The organism is Algoriphagus sp., from assembly GCF_046296635.1.
Classification (GTDB): Bacteria; Bacteroidota; Bacteroidia; order Cytophagales; family Cyclobacteriaceae; genus Algoriphagus.
This window is the reverse complement of sequence record NZ_JBKBKZ010000001.1, coordinates 427,574-443,398: the sequence shown is the minus strand read 5'-3', so window position 1 is coordinate 443,398 and position 15,825 is coordinate 427,574. Positions and strand designations below refer to the sequence as shown.

The window sequence follows — 15,825 nt, the reverse complement described above, 5'->3', positions numbered from 1 at the left end:
GATGAATTACCAGGAGACGCTGGATTATTTGTTCAATTCCCTGCCCATGTTTCAGCGGGTAGGAGCATCGGCCTATAAAAGCGACTTGGATAACACGCTGAAGCTATGTTCTCATCTGGATAATCCTGAGCTTAAATTCAAGTCAATTCATATCGCAGGAACCAACGGAAAAGGAAGTACTTCGCATACTTTAGCTGCAATTTTTCAGTCAGCTGGATACAAAACAGGCCTTTATACTTCACCACATCTCAAATCATTCACCGAGCGTATACGCATTGATGGTGAAGAAATCACCGAAGATTCTGTAGTTCGATTCGTTGTAGAAAACAAGGACTTCTTGGATGAACTGAAACCGAGTTTCTTCGAAATGACGGTGGGAATGGCTTTCTGGTATTTTGCGCAGCAGAAAGTAGACATTGCCATCATTGAGGTGGGAATGGGAGGAAGGCTGGATAGCACGAATGTGATCATCCCCGAACTCAGCCTGATCACCAATATTGGGTATGACCACATGCAGTATTTGGGAGAAACACTTCCTGAAATCGCAGCTGAAAAAGCAGGAATCATCAAGCCGGAAATACCTGTAGTGATCAGTCAAACTCAGGTTGAAACGACTTCTGTTTTTCAACAGATCGCGACCGAGATGAATGCTCCGATTGTTTTTGCAGAAGAAAATTTTGAGATCACTCAATTGGGAGAAAAGAGAAATGGAGAAAAACTTGTGGCTGAGTTCCTGGTGAAGAGTAAACAAAAAGCCTTAAACCTAGACTTTGGGCTATTGGGAAATTATCAGCGATTTAACCTTCCCGGAATCCTGGAGGCTATAAATCAAATGAGAAATCAAGGCTGGATTATTTCTGAAGAAGCCTTAATGAAGGGTCTTTCAGAAGTCGCAACTTTGACAGGATTGAAAGGTAGATGGCAGATATTAGGAGAAAATCCTATTATTATCGCTGATACCGGTCACAATGAACCTGGGATTAGGGAAATACTGGCTCAGCTCGAAACATATAATTTTGAAAAACTTTGGATGGTAATCGGGATGGTTCAGGATAAAGACATTTCAAAAATTTTAGCAATGCTTCCAAAAGAAGCGAATTATATTTTTTGCCAAGCGGATATACCAAGAGCTCTCGCTGCTAATCTACTGGCTGAGAAAGCTGCTGAATTTGGTTTAAAGGGAGAAACTATTCCAAAGGTCAATGAAGCTTTAACCTTCGCTAGAAAAAATGCAGGGACGGATGACCTAATATTTGTGGGAGGGAGTACTTTTGTGGTCGCAGAAATCGACGAGCTTTAAATGAGTAGAAAAAAGATGGTTCGCTTCGCCGAAAACGAGGTAAACCCAAATGTGGTCCAGGCTGGCAAACCAATTTTTGAAGAGATCAAAGGCCATTGGAACGAAAAGCAATTCCAAAACGATAATCCGATTGTAGTAGAGTTGGCCTGTGGTCGCGGGGAATTTACAGTTGGTCTGGGTCGTGAATATCCAAATAAAAATTTTATCGGTGTAGATATCAAAGGAAGTCGAATCTGGAAAGGAAGTTCAACCGCAACAGCCGAGGGAATTACCAATGTAGCTTTTCTCCGTACCCAAATTCAGAATTTGGATCAGTTTTTTGCTGAAGGTGAGATCTCCGAACTTTGGATTACGTTCCCTGATCCGTTTCCGAGAGATGGCGATGAGAAGCGGCGTTTGACATCCCCCCGATTTTTGGATATGTACCACAGTATGGTTAAATCTACCGGAATAGTACATTTCAAAACAGACAATACAGGTCTTTTTGAGTATACCTTAGAACTGGTAGAGTCACGTGAGGACATTGAAGTTATAGCCTACACCTTTGATTTTTATCAGAGTGACATGAAGGATGATCATCACGGTATCAAGACCAAATACGAAAAGCTATTTTCTGACAAAGGAGAAAAGATCAAATACCTGAAATTTCGTTTCAGGGCTTAATCGAACCCAATTCGATTTTTTCCAGGTATAAGGCTTTTAGCACCTTTTCCAGTAATATTTCTGCATCCACAGGTTTGGTCATGTAATCATCCATTCCTACGGCATTCGCCCTTACTTTGCTTTTCTCGGTGGTATCAGCTGTCACAGCTATGATTGGAATGTTGGTATGCTGACTTCCTCCTTGACCCATTCGAATGGCTTCCGTGGCCTCATATCCATCCATTTCTGGCATTTGAAGATCCATCAGGATTAAGTCAAACGATTTGGAGTTTAGTTTTTCCAAACCTTCTATGCCATGTCCGGCAAAATCAAACGTAATGCCTTTCCATTTTCTAAGGATAGATTTCATCACCAGTTGGTTTACCGGATTGTCTTCCACTACCAAAATTGATTTGCCTCGCAAGAGCCCCTCAGAATCCTTTTTTATTAATTCCAAAGGTTCCTCTTCGGCTTTCTGGAATGGGAGTTTTATCTCCACTGTCGTTCCAATGCCAAGCTCACTTTGGATTGAAATATTCCCTCCATATAGATCAGTTAATGCTTTAACGATACATAATCCCAGTCCAAAACCACCGAATTTCCGCTTATCGTCAATTTGCTCCTGAATAAAAGATTCAAAGATTCGGTCCAATTTCTCAGGTTTGATCCCAACTCCAGTATCCGAAATTAAAAAGGTCAAGATTTGACTTTCACCTGCATCGATTAAATTAGTCACTTGCAGTTTTACTTTTCCCGCAGGGGTAAACTTGATGGCATTGTTCAGAATATTATTAAGGATCTGACTGAACCTGCCGACATCACCAATCGGGCGCTTAGGCAGTGCGATATTTTCCTCATAAGTAAAGGTCAGCCCTTTGTCTTTCGCTTGCTGATAAGCCAAGGACTTGATTTCAGTTAAAGACTTTTGGAGGTCAAAAGGTTTATTTTCGAGGTTGAGTTCGCCTTTTTCAATTTTTGAGTAATCCAGAATGTCATCAATTGAGGACAGAAGCGATATTGATGAATACTTGATTACTTCTAGGTTTTCTCTAATTTTTTCGTCTGTAATCTCCGACATAATCGACTGCGAAAGTCCCAAAATCGCATTGAGTGGTGTGCGCAACTCATGGCTCATGTTGGAAAGGAAAAATGATTTGATTTCGTTGCTTTCCTCGGAGCGCTGAAGTGCCAGGTTTTGTGCCTTTTCTTTTTCATTTCGCAGGTCCCGAATACGGTTTGCCATCGAAAGTGATAGAAAAATTATTTCGAAGCCAGTTCCGATTTTAGCTGAATTTTCAGAAATAAAAGTTAGTGGAATCAAGCCAAAATTTGTGAGGATCAACATGACAAACCCAATAGTCAAGGAGCTAATACCTAAAGCAAAAAATAGATCAACCGGTTGTTTTTTGAGGATGCTGATAGTGACAGCATATACGCAAAGAAGAGTGAGCAATAATGCCAGTGCATTGACCAACGGATAATAAAGCGGTCTTCCTGCATTGACTATTAAAATCCCGACTAAAACGAATAACAAACCTATAATTATAACATTGAAAGTCTTATTTAATGATTTTGAGAAGCTCTTTAAGTGGATGAATTCTTGGGTATATTTTCCAAATAAAATTGCAGAAATGGTCGCAAAAATCAAGATACTTCGATCCGTAAACCATCCAGGATCTTTGGCTATATACTGGAAAAAGTAACCGTCCAAAGATGCATGAAGTAAGGCGACCGAGAGCACATAAAATGAATAGAGGAGAAAACTTTTCTCGCCAATTCCAAAATAAAAAAACAAGTAAATAAGGGCTGCCAAGGCCAATAGGCCATAAAAAAAGCCAAATACCAATTGATCTTGGAAGGTGGCTTTGATTAATGAAAAGTCGTCATGCAAAATGAGGGGCAAATTGATAGCCTCCCCATCACTTGACAGATGAAGATAAAATTGGATGTCTGAATTGCCTTCTAATTCAATAGGGAAAATTAGCTTTCTGTGCTCCAACTTCCTAGCTGAAAAAGGGGTCATATCACCATTTTCCTGCAAAGAGATTACCCCTGACTGATTGATTTGGTAAAGATTTGCTATATCAGTGATTGGCCTTGCTGTTTCCAAAAATATTTTCTTAGAATACTTTGAGTTATTGCTAAGCGTGAACTTGACCCAAAAATGATTTTTAGTGAAACCTAGGTTCGTGTTGGGACTCGTTAGTGGAGTGAATTCATAGGAGTTACGATTTGAAAGGATTGTTTCAAGCGGTACAAAATCGCTTTCCAAATCTAAAATTTCTGAATCAGCATGGATTGAGATGGGGAAATTATTGACAGAATTGACTTCAACTTTTTGAGCCAAAACCAAGAATGAAGTGGACAAAAGGGAAAGGGTCAGTAATACTTTAAGCATGGAATGAATGTAAAGTATCTTTAATTACGGTGAAAGGCCCTTTTTTGGATTTACTTTACAAAATCCTGCGCTTTGTATGTGGGGCTAGGATAAGTATAGAATCCTTCACCTGTTTTCTCTCCAAGTTTGCCTTGATCAATATATGTTTTAAGCAAAGCAGCAAAAGCGATCGAAGCTCGATCAGGCATTTTGTGAGTCACATGCCAAGCCGTATCCAATCCGATCGAATCCAGAATTCCAAAGGGACCCATGGGCATGTGAAAATTGACCATCCAAGATCGGTCGATGTCCTCGATGGATGCTACTTCTGCAGTCAATAACTTTCCAGCAGCTCCCAGTAAGGCCATCAGCATGGTATTGAAGATATAGCCTGGATTTTCCTTTTTCAGAATGACCGGAACTTGATTCAGTTTTCTGCCTAAATCTTCCAAAATTGGAATTAATGCTGGGTCTGTCCCCGGATGAGGCATGATATCGACTACCCGTGAATAAAAAACATCATGAAAGTGGAATGCACAAAATCGCTCTGGTCTTCCAGAGTCTCCAGCAAACATTGACGCTAGCATGTAGGAAGTATTGGTAGTAAAAATGGTTTTCTCCGGAGCGATTTCTCCAAATTGTTTCCAAACTTTCTTCTTGATATCAGCCTCTTCTGTCACGCTCTCATTGATAAAGTCGGCATCTTTCACAGCTGCAATTGGGTCCATGGTGAACTTCACTCGGGCAAGAATTTCTTGATCATCACCTTCTTGGATTTGACCTGCTTTGAATAATTGGCGCAGGATCTTTTTCATCGTGGCAAGAGCGAAATCCAAAGATTTCTGATGGATGTCATAGACTGTGACGTTGTATCCTGAAATTGCAGCTTGTAATGCAACTCTAGAACCCAGTGTTCCTGCGCCTAGAATGCAGATGTTTTTGATCGTCATTTGAATTAGATTTTTTCGTTAAGAATGCTTTTCTCTGCCATTTTTCCAGCGGCTTCCACTACATGAATTAATGCGGCAAATCTTGGGTCATTTGTGAATCCTTGCCTGAATCGCTTGTAAATCTGCTGCGCAATGACTCCAACTTTGAAAAGTCCAAAAACATAATAAAACAAGATGTTCCCAAGGTCAAAAGAGCCGCGTAAGTCGTAATAGCGAATCACCTCGGATCGAGTCATATTTCCAGGTAAATGCGTCAAATTAAACATTTTCAGAATTTCAGGATCATCAGCTTGCGCCCAATAGGCTAACGATGTCCCTAAATCCATCAATGGATCGCCAACAGTTGCCATTTCCCAGTCGAGTACTGCTTTTATTTCAGTTTTGGCATCTCGATCTAGGACCAAATTATCATATTTATAATCATTATGAATAAATCCGACATTTTCCTTTTTTGGAATATTAGCCTTGAGCCATAGTGCGACTTTTTCCATTTCTGGCAGTTCATTGGTTTTAGCCCTTTCATATCGATCCGTCCAGCCGGAGATTTGTCGCTCCACATAGCCTTCAGGTTTTCCGAGATTTATTAATCCAGATGTTTCCAATTCAAGAGAATGGAGTTCGATCAAACTGTCCAGCGTGTTTTCAGAAAGCTTTCTAAAATCATCTTCATTCAATGAAACCTCTGGATTGGGCTTATTCCTCAAAACATAGCCTTCCACAAACTCCATGACTAGGAGAGGAGCTTCATTGCCTTGTTGATCCTCAAAAAGTAAGATTGGCTTTGGAGCTTTCTTATAACCGGCTTTTTGAAGGGCTTCAAGGACCTGATATTCTCTGCCCATGTCATGGGCTTTGCTGATTTTTTCTCCGAATGGAGCTCTTCTCATCGCAAATTTTCCCAATGAGGTTTGGACCAAAAAAGTCAAATTAGAAAAGCCACCGGCGATTTGAGTGATATCTACAGAATTGGTGTCACAGGATAGCTTTTCGGATAGATGGATCTTGAAATTTGAAAAATCTAATAAATTAGCCATGGGAACGATAGTTTTTCAGAATACTTCTTGCCAAAGCGGATTTATGAACTTCATCCGGACCGTCATAAATCCTTGCTCCGCGCTCATGCCGATACCAAAATGAAAGTAAGGTGTCATCGGTAATTCCCAAGGCACCATGAACCTGAATCGCCCGGTCGATAACCTTCATCAGGACATCTGCCACAAAAAATTTGATGGTGGAAATGTCCTCACGAACAGCTTTTGCGCCATATTCCTGCATTTTTTCAGCCGTGTCGAGCACCATTAAACGACTTGCTTTGATTTCTGCCCGACTTTCTGCAATCCAGTTTTGGATGGTTTGCTTGTCAGCCAATGGTTTTCCATGATCCAGTTCTCTCGAAACTGCACGTTTGCACATCAGATCAAATACTCGCTCACAGATTCCAATCCAACGCATGCAATGATGGATTCTTCCCGGTCCTAGTCTTTCCTGCGCGAGAGCAAAACCCTGCCCTTCAGCACCGATAAGATTTGTGACTGGTATTAGGCAATTCTCAAATCGTATTTCAGCATGTGACATATAATCTTCTCCAGCCTCGCCCATGATGGGAATATTTCGGATAAATTTATAGCCCGGATTGTCCAAAGGGACGATAATCATACTTGCTCGTTGATAGGGTGATTCTGCTTCAGGATTTGTTACAGCCATCACAATTGTAAATCTCGCTCCATCAGCTGCTGTAGTAAACCATTTATGTCCGTTGATTCGGTAAACATCTCCTTCTCGAACAGCGGTCGTACTCATATTGATTGGATTACTGCCTGCGTGCTCAGGTTCAGTCATAGCAAAGCAACTTCGGATTTTACCTTCCTGAAGTGGTTTTAGCCATGTTTTTTTTTGCTCATCCGAGCCAAAAAGGTGAAGCAATTCCATGTTTCCGATATCCGGCGCATTACAATTGAATACATAATGACCGATTGGACTTTGGCCTAAAATTTCAGAAACCTGAGCAAATTGAACAAGATTCAACCCAATACCACCGTCCTCTCTTGAGAGATGAGGTGCAAAAAGTCCAAGAGTTTTAGCTTTTGATCGAAGTGCTTCAAGCTGTGGAAGGTAGGAGCGAAATGGACCTGTTACGACTTTCAAATCGATTGGGAAAAGCTCCTTTTTGACGAAGTCGCTATACTGATCAAGAAGTCTTTTTAAATCTTCCTGAGGGAAATTGTGGGTGGAATGCATGAGTAAGAATTAAATCGTAAAACCACCGTCGGCGGTAAAGACCGCTCCTGTGGTGTAGGAGGAAGCGGATGCAGCAAGGAAGAGCGCCATGGCACCGATTTCTTCGGAGGTGCCGGCACGCTTGATTGCCAACTGCTTCATGATCATATTCATAATTTTATCATTAGACCAAAGTGCTTCTGAAAATTTGGTCTGAATTAAACCAGGACATATTGCATTGACACGGATTTTGGCTTCACCCCATTCTTTGGCAAACACCTTTGTCAATGAAATTAAAGCAGCTTTTGAAACTGAATAAATCCCTAATCCATGTTCAGGTGAAATCCCACCAATCGAACTGATATTGATGACCGAAGCTCCGGAGGATCTTCTGAGATATGGGAAGCAAAGCCTACAAAGTTCAAAAGGTGCTTTGACATTCACAGCCATGATTTTGTCAAAAGCTTCCAGGGTCGTTTCATGGACAGGTCCAAAAACCGGATTGGAGGCTGCATTATTTACTAAGATGTCGATTGATCCATATTTTTCTACGGTTTTTTCAACCAGAAGCGGCAATTCTTCCATATTCCCCACATTACATGCAATTCCTGTGACTTCATATCCTTTGCTTTTCAGCTGATCTGCCATTTCATCCAGCAAGTTCTGTTTTCGGCTACTGATGACAACTTTGGCTCCTGCCGCTGCGAAAATTTCAGCTATAGAGAAACCAATTCCTTTACTTGCTCCCGTAATTAGAGCTACTTTTCCATGAAGGGAAAAAACAGTGGACAAATCCATATGTTTAGGTTTATATTGAACCTTAAGATAGGAAAATTTGCCTGAGAGAAAACTTTCTTTCATTACCGATCTTGATTAGTCTGATTAAAATCATATTTCTAAATCCAAAATGACAGAATTACTATTTGAACAAGCCGGCCAACCTCTAGAAGTTCTTCAACTTGTAGATAGTCCAATTCCGACTCCAAAGCCTCATGAAGTTTTGATTCGGGTGACCGCCAGGAATATCAATCCTTCAGACATCATGTTTGTGCGAGGAATGTATGGAATCACGCCTAAGTTCCCAAGCAGTGCTGGTTTTGAAGCCAGTGGAGTAGTGGAGAAAGGTGATGAAGCCGGAAAAGTGAAACCCGGAACATGCGTGATGTTCACTGCTATCGGGACTTGGAGAGAGTATCTTTGTCTGCCCGCAGCGATGGTGGTTCCGGTGCCTGATGGCATGCCGGATGAGGTGGCTTGTCAGGCTTTTGTCAATCCGATGACTGCATTTGGCATGATCGAAAAATCAGGATTAAAATCTGGCGAATGGCTTTTGATAACTGCTGGTGCATCAGCCTTTGGGAAGTTTGCTATCCAAATGGCAAAAGCAAAAGGGATCAAAGTAGCTGCCACTGTCCGTCATGATTCTCAAAAAGAGGTTTTAGAAAACCTGGGAGCAGACTTGGTGATAAATACTGAATCCGAGAAAATTCAAAAAATTGTTCCAGAGAAAACCGACGGAGGAGTGCATGTAATTTTTGATGCAGTAGGAGGGATGCTCGGTGCAAAAGCTTTGGCTTGCCTTAGACCAAAAGGTAGAATGATGGTTTTTGGGGCCTTGGCTTTGGATAATATGCCAATTAACAGCGGATTGTTGATTTTTAAAGATTTGAAAATCGAAGGGTTTTGGCTCTCTACTTGGATGGAAGAGATGAATGAAGCTGAGCGAGGAAAAGCTTTTAGATCGGTTTTTGGCTTTTTGATGAATGATAACTCTAAAATCGATATCGCTGGAAAATTCAAATTGGAAGAATTTAAGGAGGCTTTAGAAGCCTATTCTGAGCCTGGCAGAAACGGGAAAATTCTACTGATAAGTTAATTTCTCAGATATTTTTCGGGTAAAAAACATACTAATGGTCATCTTTGCACTTTAAACCAAACAGATTATTCAATGAATTGGGAACAGCTGGACAAGCAACTCACTGAAATCGTACAGAAAAGGAATCAACTCAGTCAGATGGATTATAGCGATGAAAGCTATGACGACCTTGAGGAAGAATTACATGACTTGGAGGACGATTTCAATGAAGCTTATGAGGAAGTGCTTGAACCTCAACTGGAAAAAATTTATTCCAAACTCAAATCAGACACAGATATTTTGCTGCCATCAGCTTATTTGGCAAATGCCTATAAAGAAATGCTGCCTGATGCAAATGGAGTTGTGACGTATGAAGTTGGGGGGAAAGTAGGTGTTCCAATAGAGTCAGATCAATTTGATAAGCTCGACGTTCGGATTGTTTTAATCCCAAATCCTGCCCGATTTGTGCTAGTCATGAATGGCAAGCAGATGAAAGATCTCTGGAAAAGTAGATGATTTTTCTAGTATCAAGTATCTAGATATTAGTATCAAGATCATAGAAGAAATTAGAAACAAGAGATAAGAAGCAAGAGCCAAGAAATTGAAAATATCAGTGTCTTGGCTCTTAATTTTTATGTCTTTGTAAGTTATGAAACGTAAGTGGTGAGTTGCAGTAGGCAGTCTCAGTTATTAGTGACATGTCACGTCTTGATTTTACTAAACACAATATATTACAAATTAACCGAAATTATTCAACCCTTTCAGGGTTGTCGTTCCTGATTTAATATCTTCAATTCCCCGCGTTTCACACGGGGCTATTCAAAGTTTAACCCTTTCAGGGTTGTTTATTTAGAATTTTTCGCTTGTTTCTTGTGTCTAAAGTCTTGCTTCTTGATACTTAAATCTTGATACTAATGTCTTAAAATAGACTTGTCTGGACGATCGCCGGACGGTTTGCCTGAATAGTACCTCTCAGCATTTCCTGCATCAATTTGATGTATCCAATCTTCCAAGCCTCAGCACTGATTTTGGTTTCCTTTCCTTCAAAGCCTACAAGACCGCTCATTTTTCCGAAACCAATAATCATACTCCACACGGTATAGAAAGTAATTTCGGGCTGCAGTTCAGGTCTAATACTTCCATCTTTGATTCCAAGCGAAACCATTTGCATTCCCAGCTTGACAGGCTCGTGATGGATTTCCAGTAGTTTGTGAAAATGAATGGAATCCAATATCATAGGATCAATTTCTTTTCTCAAAGATCGATCGTTGTATTTTTTTAACACATCCAAAAAGTTTACGATGGCATGGTAGTAAACAGGCTGTTCGATAGAAAAATTGATGATTTTTTCCATCAAATCAGTCAGCATCTCCAAGCCGTTCTTGCCTTTTGATCGCAGTACTTCCCTGAATTCTTCCTTAAACTGATCAAAGGCTTTTTTGGTCAAAGCCATGAAAAGATCCTCCTTGTTTTTATAATAAAAGTAGGTGAGTCCCTTGCTGATTCCCACACGTTTAGCGACATCTTCCATGCGGGTAGCATTGTATCCCTTTGTGGTGAAAAGTGCAACTGCTGAATCCAAAATGAGTTTTTCTTTATTTTTTTCCCCTGCCATAATTGTGAAACCAAGATTTAAAAGTCGACATCAAAGATATTAAATCAGGGTCAAAAACGCAGGGTAATTTTCAGTTTGGCCGGAATAAAAAAGGCCTCAAAATTTAACTTGAGGCCTTTTCGATTGGTGGTCAATTGATTATTTCACTTCCAGAATGTAATAGTTTTTCTTTCCTTTTTGAATCAGAAGATATTTGTTTTGAAGGAGGTTGAAATTTAAGCTTGCATTTGGATCATCAAGCTTTTCCTTATTGATACTGACACCACCGCCTTGGATCATCTTTCGGGCTTCACCTTTGGATGGGAAGATCTGTGCCTGTGTCTTTTCTCCGAATAGATCCAGCACATTTTCCACTGACTCATATTCAGTTTTGCTCAGCTGCACTTGAGGAACTCCCTCGAAAACTGCTAAAAATGTCCGCTCATCCAGCGAAGCCAAATCTTCAGTTGATGACTTTCCGAAAAGTATCTCAGAAGCCTTCACTGCCATTTCATAGTCTGCTTCGCTATGAACCATCATGGTTACTTGCTTCGCAATTTCTTTTTGCAGCAATCTCAAATGCGGTGCTTGTACATGTGCAGCCTCCAGATTTTCGATTGTTTCCTGATCAAGAACAGTGAAAATTCGAATGTATTTGGAAGCGTCTTCATCAGAGACATTCAGCCAAAATTGGTAAAAAGCATAGGGTGAAGTCTTCTCCGGATCGAGCCAGACTGATCCTCCTTCGGTTTTGCCAAACTTGGTTCCGTCAGCTTTGGTAATCAATGGAACAGTTAGGGCATAAGCACTTCCTCCGCCCATTCTTCGGATGAGTTCGGTGCCGGTGACGATATTTCCCCATTGATCCGAACCACCTAGCTGAATGGAGCAATCCATATTTTTCCAAAGATGATAGAAATCATAGCCTTGGATTAGTTGATAAGTGAATTCGGTAAAAGAAAGCCCATTTCCATCTTCCAGACGGCGTTTTACGCTGTCTTTGGACATCATGTAATTTACGGTGATATGCTTTCCCACATCCCGAATAAATTCCAGAAAGGAGAATTCAGACATCCAATCAAAGTTATTGACCAGTTCTGCTTTGTTAGTATTAGCACCCGAAAAGTCAAGGAACTTGGACAATTGGTTTTGAATACAAGCTACATTATGATCCAAAGTTACTTTGTCCAATAAGTTTCGTTCGGAAGACTTGAAAGAAGGATCTCCGATCATGCCTGTTGCACCGCCTACCAATGCAAAAGGCTTGTGACCCGCACGTTGGAAATGAAGCAAAGTCATCACACCGACCAAATGACCGATATGAAGCGAGTCAGCTGTAGGATCAAAACCCAGATAGGCAGAAGCCATTCCTTTGGTGAGGTGTTCTTCGATCTCCGGAGTCATGTCCTGCAACATTCCTCTCCATCTGAGCTCTTCTATAAATGAATTCATTGAAAAAGGGTCGTTTAATTAGCGTGCAAATATAGGTTGCCGCTCAGTAGTATGAAAACCAACGATTGCTTTCTCAACCAATAAATAATGCAATGGTGTTGCGTTGCTATTCCATTAATGGCGAATAGCGGCACAAATATTTTCAGTACTTTCGAACAAATCTTTTCACACCCTATGGAAAAACGACTATTCACATTAATGCTAGGTGTAGGAATGCTTTTCGCTTCCTCAGTCTTGGCACAAACAGCACCAAATTGGTTACGCTACCCGGCAATCTCTCCCGATGGAAGCCAAATTGCTTTTACCTATAAAGGAGATCTTTACCTAGTCCCAAGCTCAGGTGGCAAGGCCACCCAACTTACTTTTCACGAAGCGCATGACTTCAAGCCGATTTGGAGTTCGGATGGAAAGCAGATTGCATTTGCTTCGGATCGTTATGGGAATTTTGATGTTTTCATCATGAGTTCAGCAGGCGGAAATGCTACTCGCCTGACATATCATTCCACAGATGAGATGCCTTTTGACTTCAGTTCAGATGATCAAAAAGTCATTTTTGGAGCAGCCCGAATGGATATAGCAGCCCATCGTCAATATCCAACCGGATCTCAGCCTGAATTATATCAAGTGTCAAAATCAGGTGGTCGTATCGATCAAATTTGGACGATTCCCGCGGAATATGTGCAAACCAGTAAGGATGGTTCCAAGATGATCTATCACGACAAAAAAGGTGGTGAAAATGAATGGAGAAAACATCATCAGTCGGGAATCACCCGAGACATTTGGATGTATGACGCCGCTAAAAATGAGCATACCATGCTTACCAAATTCTATGGAGAAGATCGAAATCCGGTTTTTTCACCTGATGAATCCGAGATTTTCTACTTAAGCGAGGCAAATGGAAGCTTTAACGTTTACAGCATGCCAGTCTCAAATCCAGCTCAGACATCAGCTCTGACAACATTCTCTGGATTTCCGGTGCGGTTTCTCTCCATTTCGGATAATGGGCTAATGAGTTTCAGCTTTGACGGTGAACTTTATACTCTGAAAAAAGGGCAGGAACCGAAAAAACTGGAAGTATCCATTGCCACTCAGTCAATCTCTAATCCGGACAATTTCATTGCCATCAATGGGGGCGTACAGGAAATGACGCTTTCTCCTGACGGAAAAGAAATAGCCTTTATCGCTCGTGGAGAGGTATTCGTTACGTCAGTGGATGGCTCCTTAACCAAACGAATTACCAACACTCCAGAGCAGGAGCGATTTGTAGAGTTTGCTCCAGATGGGAAATCGATCATCTATTCCTCTGAACGGGACGGAAAGTGGCAAATATTTCAAGCTACAAAAATTCGTGCCGAAGAGCCATTTTTCTTTGCCTCCACTTTGATCAAGGAGGAAGCATTGGTTAAACTGGAGGCTGATGCCTATCTGCCTAAATTTTCTCCTGATGGAAAAAAACTAGCCTATGTGGAAGGTCGCAGAAGCCTGAAAGTTTTGGACTTAGCCGCAAAGACTTCAGTTACTCTCATGGGTCCTGAACTATTGTTTCACATGCGAGATGGTGACCAATATTACACTTGGAGTCCGGACAGCAAGTGGCTTTTGGCAAGTTACAGACCCACGATGACCAATTCTGAAGTTGTTCTTTTGGATGCTTCCGGGAAGGAAAAAATGCGAATGCTCACTCAAAGCGGCTATTCAGATACCAATGCCAAATGGGTAAATGAAGGCAAGCAGATGATCTGGTTTACCAATCGTGACGGTTTGAGAAGTTATGCCACCAGCGGTAGAAATGAAGATGATGTGTACACGCTGTTCTTCGATCAGGCGGCTTGGGACAAATTTCGATTAAGCAAGGATGAGTTTGATCTTTTGAAAGAAATCGAAAAAGCTAAAAATTCTGATGAAACAGGTGATAAATCAAAAACCGATAAGGCAGAAACAAAAGAGGTCAAGCCTATTAAATTCAATTGGGATGGTTTCGAGGAACGAAAGTCAAGGTTGACGATCCATTCTTCTAATATGGGTGATGCGGTCCTTTCCAAGGATGGAGAAAAGCTTTTCTATCTGGCTCGCTTCGAAAAGGGAATGAACCTCTGGAGCACAAATCTTCGAACCAAAGAAACCAAACAGGAAATAGCGCTGGATGCCAATTCCGGTCAATTGGTTTGGGACAAGGATCAAAAAAATCTTTTCCTGCTTTCAGGCGGTAGTATCTCCAAGATCAATCCTGAGACCATGAAGCGAGACAATATCAAGATTGCAGGTGAAATGACTTTTGATAAAACAGCAGAAACGGCCCACCTCTTTGAGCACATTTGGCTCCGGACCAAAGGGATCTTCTACACGCCGGATATGCATGGAATTGATTGGAATGCGATCAAGCCTGAATACCAAAAGTATCTTCCGCATATCGGTAACAGTTACGAGTTTGCAGAAATGATCTCTGAGATGATTGGAGAGCTTAATGTGTCTCATGCGGGAGCAAGATATTCCCGTCCAGTTCCTATGGCAGATGCTACGAGCGCTTTGGGAATTTTCTTCGATTATTCACATAAAGGAAATGGCATCAAAATTACAGAAGTAATTAAAGGTGGTCCATTGGACAAAGCCGATATCGAAGTGAAATCAGGAATGATCATTGAGAAAATAGATGGAGAACTCATCACCCCTGAAATGGATTTTGCGAAGCTTCTAAATAGGAAAGAAGATAAATTCACGCTTGTAGAAGTTCTTGATCCTAGTAATCAAAGCAGAAAGCAATACACGGTGAAACCAATTTCTCTGGGAGCGGAAAATCAATTGCTATATAAGCGTTGGGTGAAGAAAAATCAGGATGAAGTAGCAAAGCTCAGTGGTGGCAAATTGGGTTATGTACATATTCCAGGAATGAGTGATGGTCCTTATCGAAATGTATTTGAAGATATGATGGGTAAGTATTTTGAAAAGGATGGTATGGTGGTGGATACCCGTTTCAATGGAGGGGGAGACCTAGTCGCAGATTTGGCGATGTTCTTCACTGGTGAACCATTCTTAACTTATGCTACAGCTGACAAAGTAGTGGGAGGTGAGCCGACTGCGCGCTGGACCAAACCGACTTTGGCAATGTTTAACGAAGGCAATTACTCAGATGGACATTGTTTTGCCTGTGGATATACAGACTTGAAAATCGGAAAAACTGTGGGCATGCCTACACCGGGTACTTGCTCGTTTGCGGGTTGGGAAAGTCTTCCAGATGGATCTCGCTGGGGAGCTGTTCCTATTTCTGCAAAAAACAAAGCAGGAGAATGGCTGGAGAATAATGAAACTCGGCCACAATTTGAAGTGAAAAATATGCCGGGAAAAATTGATTCTGGTATCGATCAGCAACTTGAAAAAGCTGTTGAAGAATTACTCAAGGATATCAAATGACAGCAAAATATGTATAAAAAAAACCGACCA

Annotated in this window: 12 protein-coding genes; 5 read left to right on the top strand and 7 right to left on the bottom strand. The window is 41.1% G+C overall.

From position 1 onward, the window contains the following. Position 1: 1 nt before the first annotated feature. The gene (locus ACK4HU_RS02025; RefSeq protein ID WP_409803164.1) at positions 2 to 1,300 is read left to right on the top strand and encodes a bifunctional folylpolyglutamate synthase/dihydrofolate synthase; all 1,299 of its coding nucleotides are present in this window, start codon (positions 2 to 4) and stop codon (positions 1,298 to 1,300) included. Next, complete coding sequence (gene trmB / locus ACK4HU_RS02020; RefSeq protein ID WP_409803163.1) at positions 1,301 to 1,963, top strand: tRNA (guanosine(46)-N7)-methyltransferase TrmB; 663 nt, start codon at positions 1,301 to 1,303, stop codon at positions 1,961 to 1,963. It begins immediately after the preceding gene. Here the strand turns inward: trmB and ACK4HU_RS02015 are convergent. The 5 genes from ACK4HU_RS02015 to ACK4HU_RS01995 are packed head-to-tail and all read right to left on the bottom strand — an operon-like array spanning position 1,953 to position 8,284. After that, complete coding sequence (locus ACK4HU_RS02015) at positions 1,953 to 4,340, bottom strand: 7TM diverse intracellular signaling domain-containing protein (protein WP_409803162.1); 2,388 nt, start codon at positions 4,338 to 4,340, stop codon at positions 1,953 to 1,955. The genes trmB and ACK4HU_RS02015 overlap by 11 nt on opposite strands. Positions 4,341 to 4,390: 50 nt before the next feature. Next, positions 4,391 to 5,269 (bottom strand): 3-hydroxyacyl-CoA dehydrogenase, encoded by an 879-nt coding sequence (locus tag ACK4HU_RS02010; protein WP_409803161.1) that lies wholly within the window; start codon positions 5,267 to 5,269, stop codon positions 4,391 to 4,393. Positions 5,270 to 5,274: 5 nt separating this feature from the next. Continuing rightward, a complete protein-coding gene (locus tag ACK4HU_RS02005; RefSeq protein WP_409803160.1) occupies positions 5,275 to 6,303 on the bottom strand; it encodes a phosphotransferase family protein in 1,029 nt (342 codons plus the stop codon). Further along, on the bottom strand, positions 6,296 to 7,507 hold the full coding sequence (locus ACK4HU_RS02000) for an acyl-CoA dehydrogenase family protein (RefSeq protein WP_409803159.1): 1,212 nt from the start codon (positions 7,505 to 7,507) through the stop codon (positions 6,296 to 6,298). Before ACK4HU_RS02000 ends, ACK4HU_RS02005 begins: the two co-directional genes overlap by 8 nt. A 9-nt stretch (positions 7,508 to 7,516) precedes the next feature. After that, positions 7,517 to 8,284, bottom strand: a complete 768-nt coding sequence (locus tag ACK4HU_RS01995; RefSeq protein WP_409803158.1) for an SDR family NAD(P)-dependent oxidoreductase — start codon at positions 8,282 to 8,284, stop codon at positions 7,517 to 7,519. 109 nt (positions 8,285 to 8,393) lie between these two features. On the opposite strand from ACK4HU_RS01995, the gene ACK4HU_RS01990 reads away from it, so the two are divergent. Together ACK4HU_RS01990 and ACK4HU_RS01985 are read left to right on the top strand one after the other, a co-directional pair. Next, complete coding sequence (locus ACK4HU_RS01990) at positions 8,394 to 9,362, top strand: zinc-dependent alcohol dehydrogenase family protein (protein ID WP_409803157.1); 969 nt, start codon at positions 8,394 to 8,396, stop codon at positions 9,360 to 9,362. A gap of 72 nt (positions 9,363 to 9,434) precedes the next feature. Continuing rightward, the gene (locus ACK4HU_RS01985) at positions 9,435 to 9,857 is read left to right on the top strand and encodes a hypothetical protein (RefSeq protein WP_409803156.1); all 423 of its coding nucleotides are present in this window, start codon (positions 9,435 to 9,437) and stop codon (positions 9,855 to 9,857) included. Between the two features lie 403 nt (positions 9,858 to 10,260). Here ACK4HU_RS01985 and ACK4HU_RS01980 read toward each other — a convergent pair whose 3' ends face one another. Then, the gene (locus ACK4HU_RS01980) at positions 10,261 to 10,956 is read right to left on the bottom strand and encodes a TetR/AcrR family transcriptional regulator (protein WP_409803155.1); all 696 of its coding nucleotides are present in this window, start codon (positions 10,954 to 10,956) and stop codon (positions 10,261 to 10,263) included. Positions 10,957 to 11,094: 138 nt separating this feature from the next. Then, entirely contained in the window at positions 11,095 to 12,387 is a 1,293-nt protein-coding gene (tyrS, locus tag ACK4HU_RS01975) for a tyrosine--tRNA ligase (protein ID WP_409803154.1), read from the bottom strand. A gap of 198 nt (positions 12,388 to 12,585) precedes the next feature. Between tyrS and ACK4HU_RS01970 the strand changes: the two genes are divergently transcribed. Then, positions 12,586 to 15,795 (top strand): S41 family peptidase, encoded by a 3,210-nt coding sequence (locus ACK4HU_RS01970; RefSeq protein WP_409803202.1) that lies wholly within the window; start codon positions 12,586 to 12,588, stop codon positions 15,793 to 15,795. The last annotated feature ends 30 nt before the right edge of the window (positions 15,796 to 15,825 follow it).